This is a genomic window from Phenylobacterium sp. (assembly GCF_031412415.1).
Classification (GTDB): domain Bacteria; phylum Pseudomonadota; class Alphaproteobacteria; order Caulobacterales; family Caulobacteraceae; genus Phenylobacterium.
The window spans coordinates 1-26,612 of the sequence record NZ_JANOCX010000229.1 but is presented as its reverse complement, the minus strand read 5'-3'; the positions used below and the strand labels follow the sequence as shown (position 1 = coordinate 26,612).

Below are 26,612 nucleotides of genomic sequence, written 5' to 3'. Positions count from 1 at the left end.
CCTCAAGAACTATGGCGGGGCCCTGTTGATGACCTCGCACGACCGCGCCTTCATGAACCGCATCATCGGCAAGGTGGTGGAGATCGACGCCGGCTCGCTCATCACCTATTCGGGCGATCTCGACTTCTACGACCAGCAGCGGGCGCTGGGCGAACAGCAACGCCAGGCGCAGTACGAGCGCCAACAGGCCATGCTGGCCAAGGAGATCAAGTTCATCGAGCGGTTCAAGGCGCGCGCTTCGCACGCCGCCCAGGTCCAGAGCCGGGTCAAGAAACTCGACAAGATCGAACGCGTCGAGGCGCCACGCCGTCGCCAGTCCGTTCAGTTCGAGTTCAGGAGCCCGCCGCGGTCGGGTGACGACGTGATCGCCCTGCGCGGTGTCCATAAGGGCTACGGCGCCCAGCCGATCTATGAAGGCCTCGACTTCCTCGTGCGCCGCAGGGAACGCTGGTGCGTCCTTGGCGCCAACGGCGCCGGCAAATCGACGCTGTTGAAGCTCGTGGCGGGCGCGACCGCGCCCGATCAGGGCACGGTCGGCATCGGCGCCAGCGTCAAGATGGGCTACTTCGCCCAGCACTCCATGGACCTGCTGGACGGCGAGGAAACGATCTTCGAGTCCCTCGACGGCGCGTTCCCGCAAGCGGGCCAGGGCGCGCTGCGCACTCTGGCGGGGTGTTTCGGCTTCTCAGGCGACGATGTCGAAAAGCCTTGCCGCGTGTTGTCGGGGGGCGAGAAGGCGCGCTTGGTGATGGCCAAGATGCTGTTCGATCCGCCGAACCTGCTGGTGCTCGACGAGCCGACCAACCACCTCGACATGGTGACGAAGGAGATGCTGGTCGCGGCCCTGGCGGACTTCGAGGGCACCATGCTTTTCGTCTCGCACGACCGCCACTTCCTGGCGGCCCTGTCGAACCGCGTGCTGGAGCTGACGCCCGAGGGAATCCATCAGTATGGCGGCGGCTACTCGGAGTATGTCGCCCGCACGGGCCAGGAAGCGCCAGGGCTCCACCCGGGCGGGTAGCGGCGCCTCACGCTGGGGAAGTCGCGCCGATAGCCTTCCCGACCCGAACGGGAATAGGGAGGCCATGGGGTCCGCGGTCGCGGCGCCCCTCGGGAGACACTGCGCGATGGTCAGGCTCGAAACGTCCCGAATGATTTTCCGTGTCGTGCTGGCCGCCGCCTATCTGGTGGCGGGCGTCGCGCATCTGTATCTGCCGGCCCCGTTCCTCAGCATCACGCCGCAATGGGTGCCGCAGCCTGAGCTCGTCATCGCCGCAACGGGCGTCGCCGAGATCCTGGGGGCGACGACATTGGTCGCGATACCACCATTGCGCCGTGCCGCCGCCATTTGCCTCGCGCTCTACGCCGTCTGCGTCTATCCGGCGAACATCAAGCACGCCGCCGACGCTGTTTCGGCCCACGGCCTCGGGGCGTGGTGGCCCTATCACGCGCCGCGTTTGGCGTTTCAGCCCGTCCTCGTCTGGTGGGCGTTGTTCGCTGGCGGGATAACAGCCTGGCCCTTCGGCGGGACGAAGGGCGACGGGGCGTCCGCAGGGGCGTCAGGGTCTCGTATGGCGCGGCGTTAGCCCTGGCCGACATCGTGCAAACGGCGCGCGAGAAATTCCCCGCCGAGCCGCAACCCCGCCTCGTCGATGCTGTGGCCGAGCCCGTGGGCCGCATGGGTGCTGACTTCGAAACCCATGCCACGGAACGCGACGTCCGCCTGGCCCATGGCGGCGAACGGCACCATCGGGTCAGCGTCCCCATGGACAAGTAGCAGCGGCGGCTTCGTTCTTGCCTCGCTCTGCAGAACATCGGGATCGGCCAGCATGCCCGAATAGCCCACGATGCCAGCGAGGGCTTCCGACCGCCGCGGCCCCACATGGAGGGCCATCATGGTCCCCTGACTGAAGCCGACCAGCGCCACCTTGTGGTTCGGAAGGTCGTAGGCGGTCCGGTGCATGTCGATAAAGGCGTTCACCAGGGGCGCGGCCTGTCGTACGCCCGCGGCGCGGCTTGCCGGTCCAAGATCGGTCAGTGACCACCACTGGAACCCCCCGGGCGCCCCAGGACAGATCTCCGGAGCGTTGGGCGCCATGAAGACCGTGTCGGGCAGGCTGGCGCGCCAGTAGGGGACCAGGCCCATCAGGTCAGCGCCATTCGAGCCGTAGCCGTGTAGGAGGATCACCAGCGATCTTGGATCTCCGCCGCTCGCGGGGGAGGCCATGGGGCCCTTCAGGCGGGTCACATCGTTCATGGCTCGGTGGTGCGACAATCCGAGTGCCCGGTCAACGCCGGCCCGACCCGTGTCCGCCTGCGGCGAGAGATTTGCCTCGGCGATCAGCAGCGAGCCTCGAGGCAGCGAGAGCTATCGCGGCAGACTGATCGGCGCCCGCGCCCCAGGCGGTCCTACCCAATCCGTCCAAACCGCGACGGAGCGATCCGCAGGATGACGCTTGCCTAAATCATATCTCGTCGGTTATGGATAAACCAATAGCCAGCGAGTTATCGATTCATATGGAACAGCCGCACGAGATCCTATTCAGGACGCTCGCCGATCCCACCCGGCGCGCGATCTTCGAGCGCCTGTGTCGTGACGGCGACCAGACGGTCGGGGCGCTGACGGCCCAGGCGGGGGTCTCGCAACCGGCCGTCTCGAAGCATCTCGGGGTGCTGAAACAGGCCGGGCTGGTGCGCGATCGCCCCGATGGCCGACAGACTCACTACAGCGCTCAGCTCGGCGCCCTGGCCCCGCTGACGGACTGGACGCACCGGATGGCCGCGTTCTGGGAGCACCGGTTCGACGACCTTGAGGATCTGATGAAGAGGATGGACCAATGACGTTCTCGGACGCAGAGACGCGCACGGTCGTCGTCGAGCGAGAAATGCCATTTCCGCCGGAGAAGTTGTGGCGCGCGCTGACCCAGCCGCACCTGATCGAAGAGTGGCTGATGAAGAACGACTTCGCGCCCGTCGTGGGTCACCGGTTCAATCTTCGCGGCGGTTGGGGTGGCGTGCTGGACTGTGAGGTCCTCACCGTCGAACCAAACAGAACCTTGGCCTACACCTGGAATTTCACGCACGACGACGCCGCCTACGACCTGCGGAGCGTCGTCACCTTCACGCTCACCCCGACGAGCACGGGCACCCACCTGCGCATAGAGCAGTCCGGCTTCCGACCCAATCAGCCGCAGGCCTTTGGCGGCGCCATGGTGGGCTGGCGGAAGTTCTTCGCCGAACTGGAACAGGTCCTGATGCGGATCGACTGAGGTCCGCGGACGCAGACGGCCGCCCAGTCCAATTCAACTTGTCTGAGAGGAGATCGCCTTGAACTGGAATGCTTGGATTCGGCAGAGCCACCGGTGGCTGTCGATCATCTTCACGGCCGTCGTCGTCGCGATCTTCGTCACCTTGGGATTGGGGAAGGAGCCCGCCCCCTGGGTCTACTTCCTGCCGCTGTTTCCGCTGGCCTTGATGACGCTCACCGGTCTGTACATGTTCGCGCTGCCATATGCCGCCAGGTGGCGCAGCGCGCGACGCATCGGCTGAAAGGCGTGAGGATATGGCGGGCAAGACGACCAAGCCGGTGCTCCTCGCGAGCGGCAACCCTCAGATCCCGAAGGCGGAAGGCGACGCCCCGGTCCAGGCCTATATCGCGGCGATGCCGGGTTGGAAGCGCGATGTCGGTCGACGTCTCGATGAGCTGATCGCCGACGCCGTCCCGGGGGTGCGCAAGGCGGTCAAATGGAACTCGCCGTTCTACGGTGTGATGGGCGAGGGGTGGTTCCTCAGCCTCCATTGCTTCACGAAGTAAGTAAAGGTGGCGTTCTTCCGCGGGGCGGCGCTCCGGCCCGTTCCGCCCGGCGCGTCCAAGAGCCAGGACACCCGCTATCTCGACATCCGGGAGGACGATCCATTCGATGAAGCCCAGTTCACCGACTGGGTGAAGCAGGCCAGCCAACTGCCTGGCGAACGCATGTGAGGGGTGCGACAACCATGAAGAAGACAGACGGTTCGCAGGAGGAAGACGGCGGAAAATCACCCGCTCAGCTCTTCGATGCCAAGATCGAGGCGCTGAGCGATTGGCGAGGCGAGACGCTCCGCCGGGTTCGCGCGCTCATCAAGCAGGCCGATCCCGAGGTGATCGAGGAATTGAAGTGGCGCGGCGTTCCGGTGTGGTCGCACGCTGGAATCATCTGTACCGGCGAGACGTACAAGGCCGCCGTGAAGCTGACCTTCGCTAAGGGCGCGTCGCTGGACGACCCCTCGAACCTCTTCAACGCCAGCCTCGAAGGCGCCACCCGGCGGGCCATCGATATCCACGAGGGCGATAAGCTGGATGAAGACGCCTTCAAGGCGCTCATAGGCGCCGCCGCGGCCTTGAACACGTCGCCCCGCCGATAGGTTCGTCGCGGGCGCAGGGCGGCCCCTTCAATGGTCGGCCAGGGCCTCGATCACACGACAGGTCGCCACGCGACCCTTGGCGCAAGAGTCCAGCATGCGAACCAGCTCGCCGCGAAGCGAAGAGAGACGTGCGATCTTCTCGTCGACGGCCATCAAGTGCGCGCCGGCGATGTCATCGGCCTGGGCGCAGGACATCTCGGGTCGGTCGGCGAGGTCGAGCAGCGTTCGAACATCGCCCATCTCGAAGCCCAGCTCCCGCGCATGACGGATGAAGGCGAGACGGCGCACGTGATCGGCGCCGTAAATCCGGCGAGCGCCTTCGGATCGAGGCGGCGGCGGCATGAGGCCGATGCTTTCGTAGAACCGAATGGTCGTCACCTTCACGTCCGTGCGGCGTGAGAGGTCGCCGATGCTAATTTCCACAGCCACTCCCGTCTCCCGTTGAACTTCGCTCTTGCTTCTACAGTGGCTGTAGGACGCATAGGTCCGATGCGTCGAGTCGCTTGCCGGTGTTGACCGGTCTCACGCGTCGTTCAGGAGCCGCTGTCCTTGTTCAGCCGTCACATTCCTCCGGCCAGGATGCTGATCGTCGCGCTGTGCGTGGCGTTGATGACCCTGCTCGCCGGGCAGTCGGCGACGGCGGCGATCGACAAGGCCCAGCATGGCGTAGGTCTCGAACACGCCGCCACGGTTTCCGCGGGGCTCGTGCATCTGGATGACGGCCACCACGATGCGGGCACAGAGACGCCCGACGGCGACGCCGGACGCCACCACCATCATGGCGATGGCCCGCAGACGTTCCCGCTCAGCGGCGAGGCGGCCAGCCCCGTGGCGCCGGCGCGACCCGAGGCCCATGTCAGGGCAGTAGACGCCCCACGCGGTTCGTCGATGAACACCGGACTGCTACGTCCGCCCAAGGCGACCGAAACAGACCTCGCCTGACGCCGTGCGCCCCTTGGCGCCTGATCATCTGTTTCGAGACATCACATGCCATTCACATGTCGGCGCAAGGCGCCGTCGCGGCTTGCCTTGGCCATCGCCAGCGCGCTCGCCGTCGCACTGTCCAATCCGACCTCGGCGGCGGGTCAGCCGAAGCCGCCCACCCTCACGCTTTCGGCGGCGCTGGAGCGCGCCGGGACAGCCGACCCCCGGCTGGGGGCTTTTGACGCCCGCGCCCAGGCGGCCGAGGCCGGCGTTCGGCAAGCCGGCGCGCGTCTTAATCCGTCCCTGGGCGTCGAGGTCGAGAACTTCGCAGGAACGGGCGCCTATTCGCTGCTGGATCGCGTCGAGACGACCCTGACCTATGAGCAGACCCTGGAGCGCGGCGGCAAGCGCGCCGCCCGCATGGACCGGGCGCGCGCCGAGCTGGAGGTCGCGCGGCGGCGGCGGGAGGTGCGCCGGCTCGATCTGATCAAGGAGGTGCAGGTCGCCTATGCCGACGCGCTGGCCGCCGAGGCCGAGCTGTTGCTGGCCGACGCCCGCCTCGTGGCCGCCCATAGCGCGCAGCGGGACATCGCGCGGCGGGTGAAGGCGGCGCGCGATCCGCTGTTCGCAGGTTCGCGCGCGGAGGCGGTCACGGCCCAAGCCGAGATCGAACGCGACCAGGCGCGCGACGCGGCGCGGAACGCACGGGCCACCCTGGCTCGCTACTGGGATGGCGCGCCGGACTTCGTGCTGGACCTGGAAAGCTTCTTCCAGGTTGCGGCGCCGGCCACGGCCGCGCCGATCGCGGTGGCCGACCTGGCGCTGCTGGAGGCCGAGCGCGACGGTGCGATCGCCGCCGTACGGGTCGAGCAGACGCGCGCCGTGACCGATCCGACGGTGCGCGCCGGCGTCCGCTATTTCGGCGATGGCGCGAACGTCGCCCTCGTGGTCGGGGGATCGATCCCCATTGGCCGCTACGACACCAACCAGGGCGGCATCGCGCGCGCGCGGGCCGAGCGCACCGCCGCCGAGGTGGACATCGCCGCCGCACGAACCGTTGGCGAGCGCGAGATCGCGCGGCTGACGGCCAGACTCGCGGCGTCGTCGCGGGAAACAGAGCGTATCCGGCTGGAGGTTATCCCACCCGCCATCCAGGCCGTCGAACAGGTGCGCGACGGCTTCAATCGGGGCGGTTTCCAATACATCGACGTCGTAGAGGCCGAGCGCGGCCTTGCCGACGCGCGCGCCCGCCGCGTGGCGGTCCTGCGCCAGCATCACCTGGACCAGGCGGCGCTCGACCGGCTGACGGGCCGCCATGCCGGCCAATCCACCTCAACCTCCATCGCGGAGCGTCGCTGATGAACGCCCATCCCATGCGGCGGTTCGTCCGCTTCGCTGTCTGCCTGACGGCCACCATTCTGCTGACCGCCTGCGGCCAGGCCGCGAAGCCACAAGCCGAGGGCGAAGGGCACGCCGAGACCGCCGGCGACTTCGAGCGCGGGCCCCATCGCGGCCGCATGCTCCGTGAGGGCGACTTCGCCATCGAGGTCACGATCTTCGAGGAAGGCGTGGAGCCCGAGTTCCACGTCTACGCCTATCGCAAGAACAAGCCACTCGATCCGAAGCAGGTCCAACTCGCCGTCGAGCTGCGCCGCCTGGGCGGCAAGACCGACCGCTTCGCCTTCGCTCCGCAGCAGGACTATCTGCGTGGCGCCGGCGTGGTCGAGGAGCCGCACTCGTTCGACGTCAAGGTCCGCGCCGTAGAGGGCGGTCGCACCCACCAGTGGGCCTACGCGTCCTATGAAGGCCGAACCGCCTTTTCCGCCGAGGCGGCTCGCGCCGGCGGCGTGAAGACAGAGGTCGCCGGTCCCGTCGTCATGGCCGAACTCGTCGACATGGCCGGTCGCATCGAGATCACCCCGGAAGGGCGCGGCGAGGTTCGGGCCTGGTATCCCGGGCGCATCGTGGCGATGAACGCTCAGTTGGGTCAGACCGTCCGCAAGGGCCAGGTCCTGGCCCGGGTGGAATCCAGCCAGAGCCTGCAGACCTATTCGATCCCAGCCCCCATCAGCGGCGTGATCGTTCAGAAGAGCGCCAACGTCGGCGACGTCGCCTATGACGCCGCGATCCTGGTGATCGCCGATCCTACCAAGCTGCACGCCGAATTCTTCGTCTATCCCCGCGACGCCGAACGCGTGCGGGTGGGTCAGAAGGTCGAGGTGCGCAATCTGGCCGGCGACGCCCGCCTGACCGCCCGGGTCGAGGCGGTCCTGCCGACCGCCGACATCGAGAGCCAGACCATGATGGCGCACGTCCATCTGCCCCCCGGCGCGGCCTCGACGTTCCGGCCGGGCATGGGCGTCGAGGGCGCGTTCCAAGTCGGCGCCCAGCAGGCGCCGCTCGCCGTCCGCACCATGGCGCTTCAGCGGTTCCGGGACTTCACGGTGGTCTTCGCCAGGGTCGGCAACACCTACGAGGTCCGCATGCTGGAACTCGGCCGCAAGACGCCCGAGTGGACGGAGGTGCTGAGCGGGCTGGAACCCGGGACCGAGTACGTCACCGACGGAGCCTTCCTGATCCGCGCGGACATCGAGAAGTCCGGCGCGAGCCACGATCACTAGGGGCGGACGCATCATGCTTGAACGAATTGTCGCTCTCTCGATCCGCTACCGCTGGATCGTCCTGGCGCTGGTCGTCCTCAGCGCCGCCGTCGGCGTCTGGAGCTTCCAGCGCCTGCCCATCGACGCGACGCCGGACATCACCAATGTCCAGGTGCAGATCAACACCGAGGCGGCCGGCTTCTCGCCACTTGAGGCCGAGCAGCGGATCACCTTCCCCATCGAGACCGCCATCGGCGGCCTGCCGGGGCTCCAGCACACCCGTTCGATCTCGCGCTATGGCCTGAGCCAGGTCACTGTGGTGTTCAAGGACGGGACGGACATCTATTTCGCCCGCCAGCTCGTGAACGAGCGGCTGCAGGCCGCGCGGAGTCAGCTCCCCGAAGGCCTGACGCCGGAACTTGGGCCCATCACCACCGGGCTGGGCGAGATCTTCCTCTACACCGTCGAGGCCCGTCCCGGCGCGCGCAAGCCCGACGGGAGCGCCTACACGCCGGAGGACCTGCGCACCCTGCAGGACTGGGTGATCCGGCCGCAGCTTCGCAACACGCCGGGCGTCACCGAGGTCAACACGATCGGCGGCTTCGAGCGCCAGTATCACGTCACGCCTCTGCCCCAGAGGCTGTCGGCCTATGGCCTGACCATGGGCGATGTCGTGACCGCCCTGGAGGCCAACAACGCCAATGTCGGCGCGGGTTATGTGGAGCGGTTCGGCGAGCAGTACCTGATCCGCGTGCCAGGCCAGGCGCGCGGGATCGACGACCTGAAGGGCGTGATCGTCACCAATCGGGGCGGCGTGCCGATCCGGGTCGCAGATGTCGCCGATGTGGGTCTGGGCGCGGAGCTGCGCACCGGCGCGGCCACCCAGGACGGGCATGAGGTGGTGCTGGGCACGGCCTTCATGCTGGTGGGCGAGAACAGCCGCACCGTGGCCCGCGCGGTGGCTGAGCGGCTCGAGGTCGCCGCCAAGGCGCTGCCGCCGGGGGTGGTCGCCAAGGCCGTCTACGACCGCACCAACCTGGTGGATCGCGCGATTTGGACCGTCGAGAAGTACCTGCTGGAGGGCGCGCTGCTGGTGGGGGTCGTGCTGTTCCTGCTGCTCGGCAACTTCCGCGCCGCGATCATCACCGCGGCGATCATCCCGTTCGCCATGCTGCTGACCATCACCGGCATGGTGCAGTCGAGGGTCTCGGGCAACCTGATGAGCCTGGGCGCTCTCGACTTCGGCCTGATCGTCGACGGCGCGGTGATCATCGTCGAGAACTGCCTGCGCCGGTTCGGCGAGGCCCAGCATCGGCTCGGCCGCCTGCTGACCCGCGACGAACGCTTCGAGCTGACCACCAGCGCCACCGGCGAGGTGATCCGGCCGTCGCTGTTCGGGGTGCTGATCATCACGCTCGTCTATGTGCCGATCTTCGCGCTCACGGGCGTCGAGGGAAAGATGTTCCACCCCATGGCCGTCACCGTGGTGATGGCCCTAACCGCCGCCATGGTGCTGTCGCTGACCTTCGTGCCGGCGGCGGTGGCGCTGTTCGTCACCGGCCGGGTGGAGGAAAAGGAGAGCCGGATCATGGGCGGCGCGCGGCGGCTCTATCAGCCGGCGCTGGACACCGCGCTGCGGCTTCGTGTGGCCTTCGTCGCCGGCGCTGTCGCGCTGGTGGCGGTGGCCGGTTTCGCCGCAAGCCGCATGGGTTCGGAGTTCGTGCCCAATCTGGACGAGGGCGACATCGCCCTGCACGCCTTGCGCATCCCGGGCACCAGCCTGACCCAGGCGGTCTCGATGCAGATGACCCTGGAGGCCCGCATCAAGGCCTTCCCGGAGGTGGAGCGCGTGTTCGGCAAACTGGGCACCGCCGAGGTCGCTAACGACCCCATGCCGCCCTCTGTGGCCGACACTTTCATCATCATGAAGGACCGCAAGGACTGGCCCGATCCTCGCAAGCCGAAAGCGACCCTGGTGGCTGAGCTGGGGGCCGCGGTCGCCAAGGTCCCCGGCAACAACTACGAGTTCACCCAGCCGATCCAGATGCGGTTCAATGAGCTGTTGTCGGGGGTGCGCGCCGACGTGGCGATCAAGGTGTTCGGCGACGATCTGGACCAGCTCTTCGAGATCGGCGAGACCATCGAGGGCGTCGTCGCGGGGATCGATGGCGCGCAGGACGTGGCGACCGAGCAGGTCACGGGCCTGCCGATCCTGCAGATCACGCCGAACCGCGACGCCCTGGCCCGCCTGGGCCTGAATGTCGACGACGTGCAGGCGGTGGTCGCCACCTCCATGGGCGGCACGGTCGCGGGCCAGGTCTTCGAAGGCGACCGCCGCTTCGATGTCGTGGTCCGATTGCCGGAGGACATCCGCAGCAATGTCGACGAGATCGGCCGCCTGCGGGTCCCCCTGCCGGCCAGCGGGGAGGGGCCGCGCGGGTTCGTGCCCCTGGCCGACGTCGCGACCATCGAGGTCGAGACCGCGCCCAACCAGGTCAGTCGCGAGGACGGAAAGCGCCGGGTCGTCGTGACCGCCAATGTGCGGGGGCGCGACCTGGGTTCCTTCATCGCCGAGGTCCAGGAAAAGGTCGGGGCGGAGGTCGATCTGCCCAGCGGCTACTGGGTGACCTATGGCGGCACCTTCGAGCAGCTGATCTCGGCTGCCAAGCGCCTCCAGTTGGTCGTCCCCGCCGCCTTGCTGCTGATCTTCGGCCTGCTCTACGCGCTGTTCCGATCAATGAAGGACGCCGCCATCGTGTTCTCGGGCGTTCCCCTGGCGCTCACCGGCGGGGTGGCGGCGCTGATGATGCGCGGCCTGCCTCTCTCCATCTCGGCCGGGGTGGGGTTTATCGCCCTGTCCGGCGTCGCCGTCCTGAACGGCGTCGTCATGGTCAGCTTCATCCGCAACCTGCTCGCCGATGGCGAGCCGTTGGACAGGGCGATCCGCGAGGGTGCCCTGACCCGGCTGCGGCCTGTCCTGATGACCGCGCTGGTGGCCAGCCTCGGCGTCGTGCCCATGGCCGTCAATGTCGGCGCCGGCGCCGAGGTTCAGCGCCCGCTGGCGACGGTGGTGATCGGTGGAATCATCTCCTCGACCTTGCTCACTCTGCTGGTCCTGCCGGCGCTCTATCGGCTGGTTCACGGCCGAGCAGGCCTGGATCGGAGCCCGCCAGCGCCATTCTGAGCCGACCCTCCGCCTGGGAGGAGGCGGGCCGTCAGGCGCCCCAGACCTCCTGGGCGTAGCGGACGAAGTTGCCGCCGAGGATCTTCTCTATCCGCGCCGGCTTGTGGCCACGCTCAGCGAGCAACCGGTACAGTTTGCGGAACTGGTCTGGCCCGCGCAGGTCGTCGACGAAGGGGTGGGTGTCGGCGCGCTCGCCGGGGGCGGCGATGCCCTTGGCCTTGCGATCCTCGTGCTCCTTGCGCAGAGCGACCTTGTAGAGTTCCAGGTCATCGATAGGCGTGGTCCCACCGTCGGTGCCGATGCCCACGTGATCCTCGCCGCAGACCTTCAGCGCATGCTCGATGTGGGCGACCACGTCGACGGCGCGGGCGTGTCCCGACAGGTTCAGGAACGGCATGAAGTAGATGCCGACGAAGCCGCCGCGCTCGGCCACCAGGCGCAGTTCCTCATCGGTCTTGTTGCGGGGCAGGTCGGTGAGCGCGCGGCAGCCGGTGTGGTTGATCGAGATCGGCTGTTTCGAGGCCCGCGCCGCGTCCAGGCAGATCTGGCGGCCGGAATGGCTCAGATCGACCATCAGACGGTTGGCGTTGAGGCGCTCCACCACCTCGCGGCCGAAGGGGGTCAGTCCGCGGCCTTTGGGCACGATGGAGCCGTCGCCGAGCTGATTGCGCAGGTTGTAGGTGAGCTGAACGATGCGGACGCCCAGGTCGGCGAAGATATCCACGCGGCTGGCGTCGTCACCCATCATGGCCGCGTTCTGGAAGCCCAGTATGACCCCGATCTTCTTTTCCCGCTTGGCGCGGGCGATGTCGGCGGCGGTGAGGACTTTCAGCAGATCCTTGTCGTGATCGCGGATCAGGCGGTCCCACTGCGCGCATTCGGCGACCGAATGTTGGAAGGGCTCCATGGGGCCGGCGACATAGCCGATGGTCACGTTTACCGCGCTCGTGCCCGAGGCATGGGCGTCGGCCAGGATGCGCGGCGACATCGCCGGACGCGGTGTCTCGGGATGGTTCGGGTCGTTGAGGCCGCCCAGGGCGTTGACGACGATCACCCGCGCCAGGGGGTCGCTCGCCGCGGCGGCGGGCGAAGCCAGGGCTGAAGCGGCGGTCAGGGCCATCAGATGGCGGCGGTTCAGGCTCATTTCGTCGCTCCAGCGGCTCGCCGCGCGAGCGCGCGCATGTCGGCGGCGAACGCGGGCCGGCGCGTCACGATAGATGGCGCGGCCGGATTCGCAGCAACGGAAGCTGACAGCCACGGTCGGGCGATCGAGGCGTGGTCACCGGCGGATGGTGACGCCGACACGCAGGCTTCGCGGCGCCGAATAGCTCTCCACGCCATCGGCGGTCTCGCCCACCTCCAACTCCTCGTCGAAGACGTTCTCGGCGGCCAGATAGACCTCGATATCCTCGCCCATGCGCCAGGTGGCCCGGGCGTCCAGCTGGATGCCGGACGACAGCCGGCGGCTGTTCAGGTCGTCCTCCCAACGCGCGCTCTCGTAGCGAACATCCGCCGACAGGCCGAGTTGATCGACCGGACGCAAGGTCAGCCCGCCGGTGAGCGTCAGCTTCGGCGTCTGGGCCGGCCGCAGACCGGTCAACTGCGGCGCGCTGGTCCCGCCATCCACCTCCGCCTCGGTGTAGGCGAAGGCCGCCCGCCAGCCGATGGTCTGGGCCGCCTCGCCAGACACCTCGCCTTCGATGCCCCAGGCCTTGATCTCGCCGGCGTTCCGCCGCTGGCGCAGGGTTCCGCCCGCCGGAACGAAGCCCGCCGTCGGGAAGGTTCCCGGGCCGACGCCGATGGTGACATTGGCGATGGGGTCATGAAGCCGGTTGTGGAAGATGGTCGCGGCCCAGCGGACCGGCGCATCGCCGCCGACGCCGACCTCCACGCCTTGTAGGGTCTCAGGCTTCAGCGTCGGGTTGGCCTCGGTGATGTCGTTGCCCACCCGGAACGGGCGGTGCAGTTCGTTGAGGGTCGGCGGGCGGAAGCCGGCATAGGCGGCGGTGCGAAGGTAGAGCGTCTGGTTCAGCTCAAAGCGTAGTCCGAGCCGCCCGGTGGGCGTGGTGTCGGTGCGGTCGCCGCCCGCCTGGTCCAGGGTCAGAGCGCCTGTCGTCGTGTCGCGCTCGCGCCGCACGGCGTCATAGGCCCGCGAGCGGTCGATCCGGAATCCCGCGGTGGCGAGCCAGGGCCCCTGATCCAGCGCCGCCTCGGCATAGGCCCCGGCGACCAGGGTCTTGCCGCCCGCCTCACGGTCGCGGGTGAAGGCGCCGGCCATGAACCGGAAGAGCTCGTGCTCGGTCCCTTCTGTCAGGCGGATGTCCGTGCCGACCTCCCAAGCCAGAGCGCCTTGCCGACCCTGCCAGGCGGCGTTCAGGCCATAGCCAGTGGCCGGCGTGTCATACTGGTCGTTGGCCGGCGTGGTCGTCGCACGGCCGGCCGCCACGGCCACCGAGCTGTTCTCTAGATCGCTCTTGCGCACCCAACCCTGCAACCGCCAGCCGCCAACCCCTTCGGCCGCCGGTCGCGCCACTGTGACGACGGCCGAGCTTCCAGTGGTGTTGGACCGCGCGCCCCGCAGGCCGGCCTGCTGGTTCACCTGGAAAGCCGAGACCCGCACCGCGGCCTGCACGCCATCGAAGTCGTGCTGCAGGCGCAGGGCCGCCACCGAGTCGTCCAGGCGCAGGGGCGTATCGGCCGCGCCCCGCCGTGATCCGCGCACGGCGTAGTAGCCCTTCGTCCGCGAGCCGCCGAGGGTCATCAGGACACCGGGCAAACCCGCCACCGCCACGGCGCGGTAGCTTCCGCGCTCGCCGGCCGAGACCTCCGCCGCCGCCAGCCCCTGTGGCGCGGCGCGCTCCTGCAGCGCCACCACGCCGGTGAGGGCGCCCGCGCCATAGGGCCCCGCGCCCGCGCCGCGAACCACCGTGGCGCCGTCCAGTCCCTCGGACGGCAGGCCGCTCCAGATCACCCACCCGCCGAACGGGTCGTTCTGTGGCGCGCCGTCCAGGGTCACCAGGGTCCGGCCGGCGCCCGACGGGGCGATGGCGCGAAGAGATAGGCCCTGCGTGGTCGGGTTCGCGGCTCCGCTGCCGGTGCGGCGGAACAGGGACACGCCGGGCACGCTCTTCAGCGCCTCGTCCAGACGCGACTCAGTCTTGAGGAGCTCGGGTCCGATCTGAATGGCGCTGAACGCCGCCTCGCCGCCCAGGGGCGCGAGCCGCGGCGCGTTGACGATCACGATCTCGACTTCAGGCGCCGGAGGAGGCGGGAGCTCTGGCATCACTGGCATCTCGTTCAATCAAAGGGCGCGGCGGCGCGTTGGCTCCGGCGCCCTTGATTCCGCCTCAGGCGAGCCGAATGGCGGACAAGACGATGCAGGTCGGCCAGGCCGTCAAGCCTGCCCGACCCGAGATCGCCACCTGAACTATCGGCGAAGAGCGTCGAGAGCCCGTTGGCCGGCGTCCAAGATCTTGGCCCGGGTAGGGGGATGGGCGAAGGCTACGCCCGCAATCGCCGCGCCAATCAAGGCAAGCCCGACCGGCGTTCGCCGTGCGGTCAGGGCCAGCAACGGCAGGGCGGATTTCGCCATCGTGGACAGGTCGAGGCCGCCGCCCTGGGTCGTCGTAGGGTTCTTCGCCGACGCGATGCGCTGACCGATCTGGTCGAACACGCCCTGGCGGCGAGGCTCGGGTTGCGCCGGGCGGGGGGCGGTGGAGTTGGCTTGGTTCATATGGACAATCCTCCTGGGTGTGCGGTCCAACGCCGAGCACGTCGGTTCGATCCCGGCCGACGAACTTCTTCCAGGCGCCCCATTGCCGCGGCGGGCGTGACGCGCTCTTTTGCGGCCTGCGAAAAATCACGACGACGGGACGGAGAGGCGACATGGGCGACATCAATCAGGACACCGGGCTGCAACTGCGCTCGCTGGTGAAGAGCAGCGGCGAGCTGGAGCTGTCGCTGGCGCGGGTCGCGATCCCCGAGCCTGGCCCCGACGAGGTGCTGGTGCGGGTCGAGGCTTCGCCGATCAACCCTTCCGACCTGGGCCTCTTGCTGGGCGCGGCGGACATGTCGACGGCGAGCCTGAGCGGCACGCCCGATAGCCCGGTGGTCACCGCCAAGATCCCGCCGGCCTTCATGCGAGCCATGGCCGCGCGCCTGGACGAGTCCATGCCGGTGGGCAACGAGGGCGCTGGCGTGGTGATCAAGGCCGGCGCGAACGCACAGGGCCTGATGGGCAAGACCGTCGCCATGCTAGGTGGCGCCATGTACGCCCAGTACCGCTGCTTGAAGGCCGCCGACGTCCTGGTGCTGCCGCAAGGCGCCACCGCGGCCGACGGCGCATCCTGCTTCGTCAATCCGCTGACCGCGCTGGGCATGGTCGAGACCATGCGCCGGGAGGGTCACACCGCCCTGGTCCACACCGCCGCGGCCTCCAACCTGGGTCAGATGCTGAACAAGCTGTGCCTCGCCGAGGGCGTGGGTCTGGTCAACATCGTGCGCAGCGTCGAGCAGGCGGCGATCCTGAAGGCGATCGGCGCGCAGCACGTGATCGACTCCACGTCGCCAACCTTCATGGAGGACCTGATCAAGGCGCTGGTGGCCACCGGCGCGACCTTGGCCTTCGACGCCATCGGCGGCGGCAAGCTGGCCGGCCAGATCCTCAGTGGCATGGAAGCCGCGGCCAATCAGACCGCCACCAGCTACAGCCGCTACGGCTCGGCGGTGCATAAGCAGGTCTATATCTATGGCGGCCTCGACACCCGCACCACCGAACTCAATCGCGGTTTCGGCATGGCCTGGGGCGTGGGCGGCTGGCTGCTGACGCCGTTCCTCATGAAGATTGGCCCCGAGGCCGCGCAGAAACTTCGTGAGCGGGTGGCCGCCGAACTGAAGACCACCTTCGCCAGCCACTACTCGCACGAGGTGTCGCTGGCCCAGGCGCTTCAGCCGGACGTCATCGCCGCCTACAACAAGCGTGCGACGGGCGAGAAGTACCTGATCAATCCGAGCAAGGCTTAGGCGCTCTCTGGCGCCTAAGCTGCGCGGGCGGACCTAGTCGCGCAGGCTGGCCGGGACGACGCCGCCATTCTTGGCGAGCGCCGCCCAGACGGCCTTCTGTAAGGCGATGTTCTGCTCAGCGCTGCCGTGCGGGCCAGCGGCGACTCCCAGTTCGCCGGCCAGTTCCTTACGCGCGTCGAGGCTGGAATCCAGATCCAGCATCTTCAGCAGATCGACGATCGACGTGCGCCAGTTGCCGCCGCCGCCCTTCTCCGCCGCCAGTTCGCTCAGCACCGCCTCGACGTCCACCGGTTCGGGAGGCGGCGGGGGAGGCGCGGTCGCGGCCGGAGTCGCCGTGGGCGCAGGTGCGGCGGCGGGCGGAGCTTCCGGCTTCTTGCGACCCAGAATCTTGTCCATGATCGAACTGAATATGCCCATGCGCCCGGCTCCCGTGCTTGCTGACTGATGCCTAAAAGCTCGGCCGTGGAATATGTTCCCGACTAGGCTTCGGCGGTTCGCGCGAGCCTAGCCCAGGTTTGTGACGCGCCTGGAACAGGCGTCGGATTCCGAAGGTAGGGGTGTCACCTGAGCCGAACCCAGTGGGGGCGGGGCGTCGCGGGCTGGGGGGAGGAGAATCCGCGACTGGCTCAGGTGACGGGGCTACTAGGGACTATGACTTACTAGTTGCGTAATAACTGTATGTCGCCACCCTACGTCGCGCAAGCCGAAAGTTCGGCAAAGGCCGAAGACGGTCAGCCGAAGGGTTTTTCCAGACTGGGCTGGGGCGGTGTGAACCACGCGGCGCCGTCCGCCGTGACATGGAAGTGATCTTCCAGCCGCACGCCGAACGCGTCGGGGACGACGATCATCGGCTCGTTGGAGAAGCACATGCCTTGCGCGAGCGGGGTCTTGTCGCCGCGCACCAGATAGGGCGCCTCGTGGATCGAGAGGCCGATGCCGTGGCCAGTACGATGGGGAAGGCCCGGCAGGTCGTAGTCCGCGCTGAAGCCGGCGGCGGCCAGTACCGAGCGGGCGACGGCGTCGATCTCCTCGCAGGCGACACCCGGCTTCACGGCGGCGAATGCTGCGGCCTGGGCGCGCTTCTCCACCTCCCAGACCCGGCGGTGTTCGGGCGAAGGCTCGCCAAAGACATAGGTGCGAGTGATGTCGGAGTTGTAGCCCTGGACCCGGCAGCCGGTGTCGATCAGCACTAGATCCCCGTCGGCCAGCGCCTGCTCGCCCGGCAACCCATGGGGATAGGCGCTGGCGACGCCGAATTGCACCGCGCAGAAGGATGAGCCGTCGTCGGCCCCAAGCGCGCGGTGGGCCTGGTCGATGAAGCGGCGCACGGCCGTGGTGGTGATCCCCGGCGCCAAAATGGCCGCGGCGCGGCGGTGGACCTCCAGGGTCATGGCCTTGGCCTGGGACATCAGGGCGAGTTCCGCCGGCGACTTGATCATCCGGCAGCCGTCGATCACCGGCGCGCCGTCCAGCAGCTCGACGCCGGGCGCGGCCAGGCGCAGGCCGTTGAAGACGAAGAAGGGCAGGGCGGGGTCGATAGCGAGGGTCTTGGCGTCCAGGTCGATCAACGCCTGGGCGGTGAGCGCATAGGGGCTCTCGTGCTCCTCCCAAAGCAGCATCTGCGCCTCGATCCCCAGCGAGGCTTCCAGCGAGCCCAGCTCGAAGCGTGGGCAGATCATGCGCGGCGGGCCGGTCCTCGGCAGGACCATCGCGACGAGGCGCTCGGTGGCGTTCCAGCCGACGCCCGCGAAATAGCGCAGCGAGGCCCCGGCTCCGACGATCAAGGCGTCGGCGCCGATCTGCGCCATCAGCTCGCGAGCGCGGGCGATGCGGGCCATCCGCTCCCCGCGGGTGATCGCGGGCGAGGGATCAGCCCAGGATGAAAGCTGCGAGAGCTCGATCTCCGCGGTCGAGCCGCCGATGCCGTGAGTCATGCTGAAACTCCGCTGTTGGGCGCTAGCCTGGTGTCCTAACCCCACCTACAACTTGCCGCCATGGCTGGAAGTCAGGATTTCGCCGCCGACCCGCGCAATGCGACGGCCCTCATTTACCTGAACGGCGACCTCGTGCCGCGCGAGGCGGCGAAGGTGTCGATCTTCGACGCCGGGTTCGTGCTGGGCGACGGGGTCTGGGAGGGACTGCGCCTTCACAAGGGCGCGCTGCTGTTCCTGGATACGCACCTGGACCGGCTTTACGCCGGAGCGTCGACCATCGCGCTGGACATCGGGCTCACCCGTGAGGCGCTGACCTCCGAGATCCGCCGTCTGCTAGCGGCCAACGACATGGAGGACGGCGCCCACCTACGGCTGATGGTGACACGGGGCGAGAAGGCGGCCGCCAACCAGGACCCTCGCAACTGGCTGGGCAAGCCCACGATCGTCATCACCGCCGAGTACAAGTCGCCCAGCCCCGAGATCGTGACCCGCGGCTTGTCGCTGTTCACCTCGTCCATCCGCTGCACTCCGGCCGAGATGTTCGACATGCGGCTCAACTCCCACAGCCGCCTGAACCTGATCCAGGCGCTGCTGCAGGCGATCAAGGCGGGCGCCGACGAGGCGTTGATGCTGGATCCGCACGGCTTCGTCGCGAGCTGCAACGCCACCAACTTCTTCTTCGTGCGCGAGGGGCAGGTGATGACCTCCTCGGACGACTACTGCTTCAACGGTGTGACGCGGGGCAATGTGATCCGGCTCTGCGGCGAGCACGGCGTACCGTTCGCGCAGGGCGACTTCACCCTGGCCGAGGTGCATTCGGCCGACGAGGCCTTCGTGACCGGCACCTTCGGCGGGCTGACCCCGGTGCGCGAGATCGACGGCCGGGTGCTGCCGGCGGCGCGGCCAGGACCGGTGACCCAAAGGCTGCGTGCGGCCTACGAGTCGCTCAAGGACGCGCAGGCCCGCTGATGAAGACCGTGCGGATCGCCATGTGGTCGGGGCCGCGCAATATCTCCACGGCGATGATGCGGGCCTTCGAGAACAGGCCAGACACCGCCGTCGTCGATGAACCCTTCTACGCGGCCTATCTGGCGCGGACGGGCCTGGACCACCCGATGCGAGACGAGGTCCTGGCTTCGCAGTCGCTGGATTGGCGCGAGGTCGCCATGGCCATGGGCGGAGAGGCGCCCGACGGGGCGGCGATCTTCTACCAGAAGCACATGACCCATCACATGCTGCCGGACTTCGGGCTGGACTGGGCGGTCGGCTGCCGCAACGCCTTCCTGATCCGAGAGCCGGAGGCGGTGCTGGCCTCCTACGTCGTCAAGCGCGGGGAGGTGACCCTGGACGATATCGGCGTGGTGCGGCAGGGCGAGTTGTTCGCCCGCGAGTGCGAGCGTCTGGGCGCCGCGCCGCCAGTGGTGCTGGGGGCCGATGTCCTGGCCGATCCGCCCGGCATGCTGGCCGCCCTCTGCGCGGCGCTGGCCGTTCCGTTCGCGCCGGAGATGCTGAGCTGGCCCGCCGGTCGGCGCGACAGCGATGGGGTCTGGGCGCCGGCCTGGTACGACGCGGTGGAGCGCTCCACCGGCTTCGAGGCGCCGGCCGCGAGGGACGTAAAGCCGCTGCCCGACGACCTTCGGCGCATCGCCGACCAAGCGCGACCACACTACGAGGCGCTGGCGGCCCACAAGCTTCACCGGTAAACCCGATTTCAACGATCATAGGTCATGTTCGCCTGGTACTCCCCGGGCGTGCGGACAGATGAGCGACAGACGAAGACTGCCGAGTTCCAGCCTTACGCCCGGCGACCTTTCGGGCCTGACCGTGCTGGTGGTGGACGATCACGCCAATACGGTGCGGTTGATCGGCGATGTCCTGCGGGCCGCCGGTGTCGGCGATGTCTATACCGCCAGCGACGGCCTCGCCGCGCGCGAGGTGCTGTATCACCGCCAGCCCGACATCATCTTCACCGACTCCAAGATGCCGCTCATGGACGGCATGGAGCTGACCCGGTCGATCCGGCGCGCGGCGATCATTCCCGACGCTCGGGTGCCGAACCCGGAGGTGCCCATCGTCATGGTCACCAGCGAGCGCAGCGCCGGCCACGTGCATCGCGCGCGGCTGGCCGGGGTCAACGAGTTCGTCATCAAGCCGTTCACGCCGGCGGCCCTGTTGTCACGGATCCAGCTGGTCTTGACCAAGCCCCGACCGTTCATCGTCAGTGAAGCGTATGTGGGTCCCGACCGGCGGCGTCGGCTGGAGCTCAACTATTCGGGACCCATGCGGCGTGGGAACGACCCGGTCGAAGTGGCAGACGCCGGCGGTCGGAGCGAGGCGCGAGACACGATCCGCGTCGAGCTCGACGCCATGCGACGCCTGATCACCGCGCGCGGCGCCGTGGACCGGCCGACCCTGCAGATGATCCACCGCGTCATGCAGCACACCGTGTTCCGCGCGCGCCAGGTGCGCGACAAGGCGGTCGAATGGGCGGCTGTGGCCCTGGTCGAGTACGTGGACTCCGTCGGCCTGCCCGAGCTTTGCGACCCCGCCGTCATCGACGGTCACTTCACGACCATCGCGAACCTGCTGGGGAGCGAAGAGCTGGACGACATGCGGAAAGTGGCGGCCGCCTAGGCGCCGCCGTATATAGGCGGCCATGGCCGAAGCCTTCAACGACCTCATCCTGCCCGCCGAGAAGGCCGCGCGTTACGCCGCCGTCGCCGAGGAGATCGCCGCCGTCCTCGACGGCGAGCCGAATCTGACCGCGCGCATGGCCACCGTGGCCTCCATGCTGGCGGCGACCTTCGACAGATACTTCTGGACCGGCTTCTATGTGGTCGACCCGGACAGGCCGCGTGAGCTGGTGGTCGGTCCCTACCAGGGCACCTTGGGCTGTCTGCGCATCGCCTTCGGACGTGGCGTCTGCGGCGCGGCGGCGGAGAGCGGCCAAACCCAGGTGGTCGCCGACGTCCATGCCTTTCCCGGTCATATCGCCTGCGACAGTCGCTCGGCGAGCGAGATCGTGGCGCCGGTTTTCGACAAGGCCGGCCGGCTGATCGCAGTGTTCGACGTGGACTCAGACCAACTCGCGGCCTTCGATCAGACCGACGCCGCCTGGCTGGAAACCATACTGAAGGACACGTTCTCGGTCTGAAGCTTGCATTCAACGGTCCATCTTTCCCTAACCGGGACAAGCCAAACTGGTGTGCGCATGCTGACCGCTGAAACTTTCCATCCGGTCTACCTGTCGCAGGAGGACATCGCGACATGGCGCACGCTCTGCGCCTCGCGGCCGGACTTCGCCAATCCCCTGCTCGGCCCAGACTTCGCGCTCGCGGTGGGGGAGGTGCGGGCCGACGCCCGGGTGACGGTCTGGCGCTGGCCGGAGCGGGTTGCGGGATTCCTGGCCTATCATCGCCGCTCCGGCGGCTTCGCCCGCCCGATAGGCGCGCCGCTGTCGGACTACCATGCCCTGGTCGCGGCCACCGGCCTCGACGCCGCGCACGCCCTGACCGTCGCGGGCCTGGCGGCCTACCGCTTCACCGGGCTGATCGACCCCAATCGCGCTTTCGGTTCCGGCGTCGTCGCCGAGCACGAGGCCTATCTGATCAAACTGCAAGGATCGGCCGACGACTATCTGGAGGCCCTGCGCGTCGAGAGCCCGAAGCGGTTCAAGAACTATCGCCGTCTAGATCACAAGATGGACCGGGAACTGGGTGAGCTCAGGATCAGCGCCCCAGACCGCGATCCGGAAGCCTTCGACAAGCTCATCGCCTGGAAACGCGCGCAACTCGTCCGCACCGGCGCGCACGACTTCCTCCGGCCGAGCTGGACCCGCGCGCTGATGGCCTTGCTGTTCAATCGCGATCGTGGCGACTTCCAGGGCCTGATGATCAACCTCTATTCCGGCGATCGCCTGGTGGCCGGGCATTTCGGCATTCGCGCCGGCAGCGTCTACCATCCCTGGATCGCCTCGACTGACCCCGAGCTGGCCGCCTGGTCGCCGGGACAGGTGTTTCTCCGGCGCGCCATCGCCGCCATGCCGGAGCTGGGCCTGACCAGCTACGATCTCGGCCCCGGCCACGACCACTACAAGCGCCCCTACGCGCGCGACACCCGCCTGGTTGCGGAAGGCGCGGCGGTCAGCGCCGGTTCGCGGGGGTTGATGGCGCAAGCCTCGGAGCAGGCATGGGCACTGGCCGGCGCCAATCGGTCGGGCCTGGTCGGCAGCTTCCGCCGCCGGCTGGACGTGATTTCCGCGAGCGAACTCTCCCTGGCCGATCGCGCCGCCGGACTGGCCGACGCCCTGGCGGCGAAGACGCGGCCGCAGGCCAACGTGGCGGAGGCCGCCTGATCCGATGGAGGGGCCGCTTGTCAGCCTGATCATCCCGACCCAGCGCCGTCTGGATGGATTGCTGACGGCTGCACGTTCCACATTTCGCCAGACCGGCGTGACCCTGTCGGGACTGGAGCTGGTGATCGTCGACAACGACCAGACCGACTCCGCCCGCGCCACGGCCGCGATCCTGGCCGCCGAGGCGCCCTTTCCCGTGACCTATGTCCATGAGCCCGAGCCGGGGGTCGCCAATGCCCGCAACGCGGCGATGGCGCAGGCCAAGGGCGACCTGATCGCCTTCCTGGACGACGACGAGGAGGGGCCGGAGGGCTGGCTCGCCGCCCTGCTGGCCGCCATGGCGCGTCACGAGGCCGACGTGGTCTTCGGACCGGTTCGAGGCCGCGCACCGCGGGACGTCGTCGCCCACCGCGACTATCTGGAGCGGTTCTTCTCCCGGGAAGGTCCGGCGCAGGCCGGGCTGCTCGACCACTACTACGGTTGCGGCTGTTCGCTGCTGCGCCGTGCGGCCTTGCCCGATCCGGTGGCGCCGTTCTCGGCGATCCGAAATCACATCGGCGGCGAGGACGACCTGCTGTTCGGCCAGATGCAGCGCCAAGGCGCCCGGTTCGCTTGGGAGCCGGCGGCCTGGGTCTGGGAAGATCCCGTGCCGGCCCGCCTGTCGCTCAGCTACACGATCCGGCGCGCCTTCGCCTACGGCCAGGGTCCATCGGCCGCCTGCGCCGCGGCGACCCCGCCCAACTATCTGGGCGTGGCCGGATGGATGGCCCAGGGCCTCGTCCAGGCCGTGGTGTTCGGCGTCCTGGCGGGTATCAAGCGCCTGACCCGCGCTCCGGACTATGCCTTCACCCTTGACCGCGCCGCCCGTGGCCTGGGCAAGACCCTGTGGTGGGGCCCGTTCAAGATCCATTTCTACGGCCTGAGGGCACCCGCATGAGCGTGATTTCCGACTGGACCCGACAAAAGGGTGCGGCCTTCGGCAAGGCCAACCTCACCTTTCGCCATGACCTGCACGAACGCCCGATGTTCTCGGATGCGGGACTGGAAGAGCTGCTCGACCGCTATCCGCGCGAGAAGCTAGGCGTCTTCACCATGGGCGAGGACCCTGTCGCCTGGACCACCTGGCGCAAGGGCGCGGCGAACGGACTATCGGGCTCCAAGCTGCTGGAGGCCGCCCAGGCCGGACGCATCTGGCTGAACCTGCGCGAGACCAATGCGCATCTGGAGGCCTACGGCCGACTGAGCGACGAGATCTTCGCCGAGAAGCAGGCCATGAGCCCCGGTCTCAAGACCTTCAAGCGCGACCTGGGGATGCTGATCTCCTCGGCCAACGCCCAGGTGTTCTACCACCTCGATGTGCCGCTGGTGTCCCTGTGGCAGCTGCGCGGGCAGAAGCGGGTCTGGGTCTATCCGGTGGCCGACCCCTATGTGGGCGCCGAGACGCTGGAACGTATCGTGCTGCGGGAGACCGCCGAACAGTTCACCTTCGATCCCGCTTGGGATGCGGGCGCCGAGGTGCACGACCTGACGCCCGGTCAGATGGTGACCTGGCAACAGAACGCCCCGCACCGGATCGAAAACGGCCCGATGCTCAATGTCTCGCTGTCGATCGAGTTCATGACGCCGCACGCCCTGATGCGGGCCAACGTGATCTACGCCAACGGCGTCATGCGCCGGCGGCTTGGCGCGCGGCCTCGGGTGCAGGCGGGCTTCACGCCGGGCGCGCTGGGTAAGCTCGCCATCGCGCGCGCGGCCAAGGCGCTGAAGCTCCAGATGCCGCACGAGCGGGTCCTGCCGACCAGCTTCCGCCTGGACGCCCAGCAGCCCGGACGACTGTTGCCGGCCTGACGATGTTGGCTTACGCCGCGTCGACCCCCTAAATAGGCTCCGAAGCGCGAGCGACGCGCAAATTCAGGAGCGGAATCATGGGCGAAGCTTACATCGTTGCGGCCACCCGCACGGCCGGCGGCCGCAAGGGCGGCAAGCTGAAAGACTGGCATCCGGTCGACCTGGGCGCCGTGGTGCTCAACGACCTCATGGACCGCACGGGCGCCGACCCGTCGCTGGTGGAGGACGTGGTCATGGGCTGCGTCGGACAGGTGGGAGAGCAGGGGATCAACGTGGCGCGCAACGCCGTGCTGGCCTCGCGCCTGCCCGAGAGCGTGCCCGGCACCAGCGTCGATCGCCAGTGCGGCTCCTCGCAACAGGCGCTGCACTTCGCGGCCCAGGCCGTGATGAGCGGCACGATGGACGTGGTGATCGCCGCGGGCGTCGAGAGCATGACCCGCGTGCCCATGGGCCTGTCAGCGGCCCTGCCGGCCCAGAACGGCTTCGGCAACTATATGAGCCCAGGCATCCAGAAGCAGTACCCAAACATCCAGTTCAGCCAGTTCATGGGCGCCGAGATGGTGGCCGAGAAGTACGGCCTGACCCGCGATGAGATCGACGAGTACAGCTATCAGTCCCACCAGCGCGCCATCGCCGCCACCCAGGCCGGGGCGTTCAAGAACGAGATCGTCGGCATCGAGATCACCGACGCCGAAGGCAATGTCACCGTCCACAACATCGACGAGGGCATCCGCTTCGACGCCAGCCTGGATGGCATCAAGGGCGTCAAGCTGCTGCGCGACGGTGGTCGCCTGACGGCGGCGTCATCCAGCCAGATCTGCGACGGCGCATCGGGCGTGATGGTCGTCTCGGAACGGGGCCTGAAGGAACTGGGCGTGAAGCCGCTGGCCCGCATCCATCACCTGTCGCTGCTGGGCCACGATCCGGTGATCATGCTGGAGGCCCCGATCCCGGCCACGGCGCGCGCGCTGAAGAAGGCCGGCATGACGGTGGACGACATCGACCTGTTCGAGGTCAACGAGGCCTTCGGCTCCGTGCCCGTCGCCTTCATCAAGCACCTCGGCGCCGACGGCGCGAAGGTGAACGCCAATGGCGGCGCGATCGCGCTCGGCCACCCGCTGGGCGCGTCGGGCACCAAGCTGATGGCTACCCTGCTGAACGGGCTGGAAGCTCGCGGCGGCAAATACGGCCTGCAGACGATGTGCGAAGGCGGTGGTATGGCCAACGTCACCATTGTCGAACGACTCTAAGAAGGAAGACCCATGGCCGGACGCGTTTTCGCCATCACGGGCGCGTCCGGCGTCCTGGGTTCGGCGGTGGCCAAGGCCGCCGCCGCGCAGGGCACCCGCGTGGCGCTCATCGACCATGCCAAGCACGCCGACGCCCTTGAGGCCTGCGGGCCCGAGGCCATCATGCTGGGCGGGGTGGATCTCACCGACGCGGTGGCCGCCGGGGCGGCGGTCGACGCGGTCGCCGACCGTTTCGGCGGCCTGGACGCCGTGATCAACGTCGCCGGCGGCTTCAAGTGGGAGACACTGGAGAATAGCCTGATGCAGGACTGGCATCGGCTGTTCCTGATGAACGTCCAGACCGCGGCCAACACCAGCCGCGCCGCGATCCCGCACCTGAAGCGCAGCCTGGCCGGGCGGATCGTCAATATCGGCGCCAACGCCGCGCTGAAGGCCGCGGCCGGCATGGGCCCCTATGCGGCGTCCAAGGCCGGGGTTCATGCGCTGACCGAGAGCCTCGCCGAGGAGCTGAAGGCCGACGGCGTCACCGTGAATGCGGTCCTGCCCTCGATCATCGACACCCCGACCAACCGCGCCGACATGCCCAATGCCGACTTCAGCGCCTGGGTTTCGCCGGACGATCTGGCGGCGGTGATCCTGTTCCTGGCCTCGCCCGACGCCGGCGCGGTGACCGGCGCCCTGATCCCGGTGACCGGCCGGGTTTGAACTTCGCTGTAGCGTTCAGGCCGCAGCCGGTTCCAAAAGCTCCCAGCCCGCACGAAGTTTTCTGGCGCTCGGTATGAAACGCCGCCTAACCTGAGCGCAGGGGAAGGGGAGCCCCGGGTTCATGAAACTAGCCGGCGTCATCGCCGCCGCGACGCTTGCGGCGACCATCTGTCCGACGCTGGGGCTAGCGCAGGACGCGCCCGCTGCGAGCGGCGTCATCGCCTACCCGCCCGCGTTCTTCGCCGGGATGGGGACCTCGACCGCCCTCGACATGGTTCAGCGGCTGCCGGGATTCACCTTCGACAAGGGCGCGGCGGTGCGGGGGCTCGCTGGCGCGGGCGGCAATGTGCTGATCGACGGCGAGCCGCCGGTGTCGAAGAACGACAC

Annotated in this window: 29 protein-coding genes and 1 pseudogene; 23 read left to right on the top strand and 7 right to left on the bottom strand. The window is 68.4% G+C overall.

What is annotated here, in order from left to right:
* A partial coding sequence (locus RMO04_RS11405) for an ABC-F family ATP-binding cassette domain-containing protein (RefSeq protein WP_309644909.1) occupies window positions 1–1,021 on the top strand: 1,021 nt, incomplete at its 5' end.
* 106 nt (window positions 1,022–1,127) lie between these two features.
* Window positions 1,128–1,586: a DoxX family protein gene (locus RMO04_RS11400; RefSeq protein ID WP_309644908.1), complete on the top strand. Its 459-nt coding sequence runs from the start codon at window positions 1,128–1,130 to the stop codon at window positions 1,584–1,586.
* On the opposite strand, the gene RMO04_RS11395 is transcribed toward RMO04_RS11400, so the two are convergent.
* Complete coding sequence (locus RMO04_RS11395; RefSeq protein WP_309644907.1) at window positions 1,583–2,257, bottom strand: dienelactone hydrolase family protein; 675 nt, start codon at window positions 2,255–2,257, stop codon at window positions 1,583–1,585. The two genes, RMO04_RS11400 and RMO04_RS11395, sit on opposite strands and share 4 nt — an antisense overlap.
* A gap of 260 nt (window positions 2,258–2,517) precedes the next feature.
* On the opposite strand from RMO04_RS11395, the gene RMO04_RS11390 reads away from it, so the two are divergent.
* Genes RMO04_RS11390 through RMO04_RS11365 form a run of 6 tightly spaced genes read left to right on the top strand, consistent with a single transcriptional unit; the run spans window position 2,518 to window position 4,404 of the window.
* On the top strand, window positions 2,518–2,841 hold the full coding sequence (locus RMO04_RS11390; protein ID WP_309644906.1) for a metalloregulator ArsR/SmtB family transcription factor: 324 nt from the start codon (window positions 2,518–2,520) through the stop codon (window positions 2,839–2,841).
* Window positions 2,838–3,269, top strand: a complete 432-nt coding sequence (locus RMO04_RS11385) for an SRPBCC domain-containing protein (RefSeq protein ID WP_309644905.1) — start codon at window positions 2,838–2,840, stop codon at window positions 3,267–3,269. The genes RMO04_RS11390 and RMO04_RS11385 overlap by 4 nt, the downstream gene beginning before the upstream one ends.
* Before the next feature lie 58 nt (window positions 3,270–3,327).
* Window positions 3,328–3,549 (top strand): hypothetical protein, encoded by a 222-nt coding sequence (locus tag RMO04_RS11380; protein ID WP_309644904.1) that lies wholly within the window; start codon window positions 3,328–3,330, stop codon window positions 3,547–3,549.
* Between the two features lie 13 nt (window positions 3,550–3,562).
* On the top strand, window positions 3,563–3,814 hold the full coding sequence (locus RMO04_RS11375) for a DUF1801 domain-containing protein (RefSeq protein WP_309644903.1): 252 nt from the start codon (window positions 3,563–3,565) through the stop codon (window positions 3,812–3,814).
* Between the two features lie 6 nt (window positions 3,815–3,820).
* Window positions 3,821–3,982 (top strand): hypothetical protein, encoded by a 162-nt coding sequence (locus tag RMO04_RS11370; RefSeq protein WP_309644902.1) that lies wholly within the window; start codon window positions 3,821–3,823, stop codon window positions 3,980–3,982.
* Window positions 3,983–3,996: 14 nt separating this feature from the next.
* Window positions 3,997–4,404: a DUF1801 domain-containing protein gene (locus RMO04_RS11365; protein WP_309644901.1), complete on the top strand. Its 408-nt coding sequence runs from the start codon at window positions 3,997–3,999 to the stop codon at window positions 4,402–4,404.
* A gap of 27 nt (window positions 4,405–4,431) precedes the next feature.
* Here the strand turns inward: RMO04_RS11365 and RMO04_RS11360 are convergent, their stop codons facing one another.
* Window positions 4,432–4,833: a helix-turn-helix domain-containing protein gene (locus tag RMO04_RS11360; protein WP_309644900.1), complete on the bottom strand. Its 402-nt coding sequence runs from the start codon at window positions 4,831–4,833 to the stop codon at window positions 4,432–4,434.
* 120 nt (window positions 4,834–4,953) lie between these two features.
* On the opposite strand from RMO04_RS11360, the gene RMO04_RS11355 reads away from it, so the two are divergent.
* Genes RMO04_RS11355 through RMO04_RS11340 form a run of 4 tightly spaced genes read left to right on the top strand, consistent with a single transcriptional unit; the run spans window position 4,954 to window position 11,112 of the window.
* Window positions 4,954–5,346 (top strand): hypothetical protein, encoded by a 393-nt coding sequence (locus RMO04_RS11355; protein WP_309644899.1) that lies wholly within the window; start codon window positions 4,954–4,956, stop codon window positions 5,344–5,346.
* A gap of 45 nt (window positions 5,347–5,391) precedes the next feature.
* A complete protein-coding gene (locus tag RMO04_RS11350) occupies window positions 5,392–6,687 on the top strand; it encodes a TolC family protein (protein WP_309644898.1) in 1,296 nt (431 codons plus the stop codon).
* Window positions 6,687–7,949, top strand: a complete 1,263-nt coding sequence (locus RMO04_RS11345) for an efflux RND transporter periplasmic adaptor subunit (RefSeq protein WP_309644897.1) — start codon at window positions 6,687–6,689, stop codon at window positions 7,947–7,949. The genes RMO04_RS11350 and RMO04_RS11345 overlap by 1 nt, the downstream gene beginning before the upstream one ends.
* A 13-nt stretch (window positions 7,950–7,962) precedes the next feature.
* A complete protein-coding gene (locus RMO04_RS11340) occupies window positions 7,963–11,112 on the top strand; it encodes a CusA/CzcA family heavy metal efflux RND transporter (RefSeq protein ID WP_309644896.1) in 3,150 nt (1,049 codons plus the stop codon).
* A 31-nt stretch (window positions 11,113–11,143) separates the two neighbouring features.
* On the opposite strand, the gene RMO04_RS11335 is transcribed toward RMO04_RS11340, so the two are convergent.
* The 3 genes from RMO04_RS11335 to RMO04_RS11325 all read right to left on the bottom strand — a co-directional run bounded on the left by RMO04_RS11335 (window position 11,144) and on the right by RMO04_RS11325 (window position 14,845).
* Window positions 11,144–12,256, bottom strand: a complete 1,113-nt coding sequence (locus tag RMO04_RS11335; RefSeq protein ID WP_309644895.1) for a membrane dipeptidase — start codon at window positions 12,254–12,256, stop codon at window positions 11,144–11,146.
* A 135-nt stretch (window positions 12,257–12,391) separates the two neighbouring features.
* Entirely contained in the window at window positions 12,392–14,395 is a 2,004-nt protein-coding gene (locus RMO04_RS11330; protein ID WP_309644894.1) for a TonB-dependent receptor domain-containing protein, read from the bottom strand.
* Between the two features lie 144 nt (window positions 14,396–14,539).
* A complete protein-coding gene (locus tag RMO04_RS11325; RefSeq protein WP_309644893.1) occupies window positions 14,540–14,845 on the bottom strand; it encodes a hypothetical protein in 306 nt (101 codons plus the stop codon).
* 152 nt (window positions 14,846–14,997) lie between these two features.
* On the opposite strand from RMO04_RS11325, the gene RMO04_RS11320 reads away from it, so the two are divergent.
* Window positions 14,998–16,134 carry a zinc-binding dehydrogenase gene (locus tag RMO04_RS11320; RefSeq protein ID WP_309644892.1) on the top strand — a complete coding sequence of 379 codons (1,137 nt, stop codon included), beginning with the start codon at window positions 14,998–15,000 and terminating at the stop codon, window positions 16,132–16,134.
* A 33-nt stretch (window positions 16,135–16,167) separates the two neighbouring features.
* On the opposite strand, the gene RMO04_RS11315 is transcribed toward RMO04_RS11320, so the two are convergent.
* Together RMO04_RS11315 and RMO04_RS11310 are read right to left on the bottom strand one after the other, a co-directional pair.
* Window positions 16,168–16,551 (bottom strand): DUF3597 domain-containing protein, encoded by a 384-nt coding sequence (locus tag RMO04_RS11315; RefSeq protein ID WP_309644891.1) that lies wholly within the window; start codon window positions 16,549–16,551, stop codon window positions 16,168–16,170.
* Between the two features lie 314 nt (window positions 16,552–16,865).
* The gene (locus RMO04_RS11310; protein WP_309644890.1) at window positions 16,866–18,068 is read right to left on the bottom strand and encodes a Xaa-Pro peptidase family protein; all 1,203 of its coding nucleotides are present in this window, start codon (window positions 18,066–18,068) and stop codon (window positions 16,866–16,868) included.
* Window positions 18,069–18,128: 60 nt separating this feature from the next.
* Between RMO04_RS11310 and RMO04_RS11305 the strand changes: the two genes are divergently transcribed.
* The 10 genes and pseudogenes from RMO04_RS11305 to RMO04_RS11260 all read left to right on the top strand — a co-directional run.
* Entirely contained in the window at window positions 18,129–19,037 is a 909-nt protein-coding gene (locus tag RMO04_RS11305; protein ID WP_309644889.1) for an aminotransferase class IV, read from the top strand.
* Complete coding sequence (locus RMO04_RS11300; RefSeq protein WP_309644888.1) at window positions 19,037–19,771, top strand: hypothetical protein; 735 nt, start codon at window positions 19,037–19,039, stop codon at window positions 19,769–19,771. Before RMO04_RS11305 ends, RMO04_RS11300 begins: the two co-directional genes overlap by 1 nt.
* Window positions 19,772–19,829: 58 nt before the next feature.
* On the top strand, window positions 19,830–20,702 hold the full coding sequence (locus RMO04_RS11295; protein WP_309644887.1) for a response regulator: 873 nt from the start codon (window positions 19,830–19,832) through the stop codon (window positions 20,700–20,702).
* Window positions 20,703–20,724: 22 nt separating this feature from the next.
* The gene (locus RMO04_RS11290) at window positions 20,725–21,222 is read left to right on the top strand and encodes a GAF domain-containing protein (RefSeq protein ID WP_309644886.1); all 498 of its coding nucleotides are present in this window, start codon (window positions 20,725–20,727) and stop codon (window positions 21,220–21,222) included.
* Between the two features lie 57 nt (window positions 21,223–21,279).
* Window positions 21,280–22,422: a GNAT family N-acetyltransferase gene (locus tag RMO04_RS11285; RefSeq protein ID WP_309644885.1), complete on the top strand. Its 1,143-nt coding sequence runs from the start codon at window positions 21,280–21,282 to the stop codon at window positions 22,420–22,422.
* A 4-nt stretch (window positions 22,423–22,426) separates the two neighbouring features.
* Window positions 22,427–23,359, top strand: a complete 933-nt coding sequence (locus tag RMO04_RS11280; protein ID WP_309644884.1) for a glycosyltransferase family 2 protein — start codon at window positions 22,427–22,429, stop codon at window positions 23,357–23,359.
* A complete protein-coding gene (locus RMO04_RS11275) occupies window positions 23,356–24,270 on the top strand; it encodes a hypothetical protein (protein ID WP_309644883.1) in 915 nt (304 codons plus the stop codon). The genes RMO04_RS11280 and RMO04_RS11275 overlap by 4 nt, the downstream gene beginning before the upstream one ends.
* Window positions 24,271–24,347: 77 nt before the next feature.
* Window positions 24,348–25,520, top strand: a complete 1,173-nt coding sequence (locus RMO04_RS11270; protein WP_309644882.1) for an acetyl-CoA C-acetyltransferase — start codon at window positions 24,348–24,350, stop codon at window positions 25,518–25,520.
* Between the two features lie 12 nt (window positions 25,521–25,532).
* Window positions 25,533–26,225 carry an SDR family NAD(P)-dependent oxidoreductase gene (locus RMO04_RS11265; protein WP_309644881.1) on the top strand — a complete coding sequence of 231 codons (693 nt, stop codon included), beginning with the start codon at window positions 25,533–25,535 and terminating at the stop codon, window positions 26,223–26,225.
* A gap of 121 nt (window positions 26,226–26,346) precedes the next feature.
* A pseudogene (locus RMO04_RS11260) lies at window positions 26,347–26,612 on the top strand (TonB-dependent receptor); the annotation flags it as partial.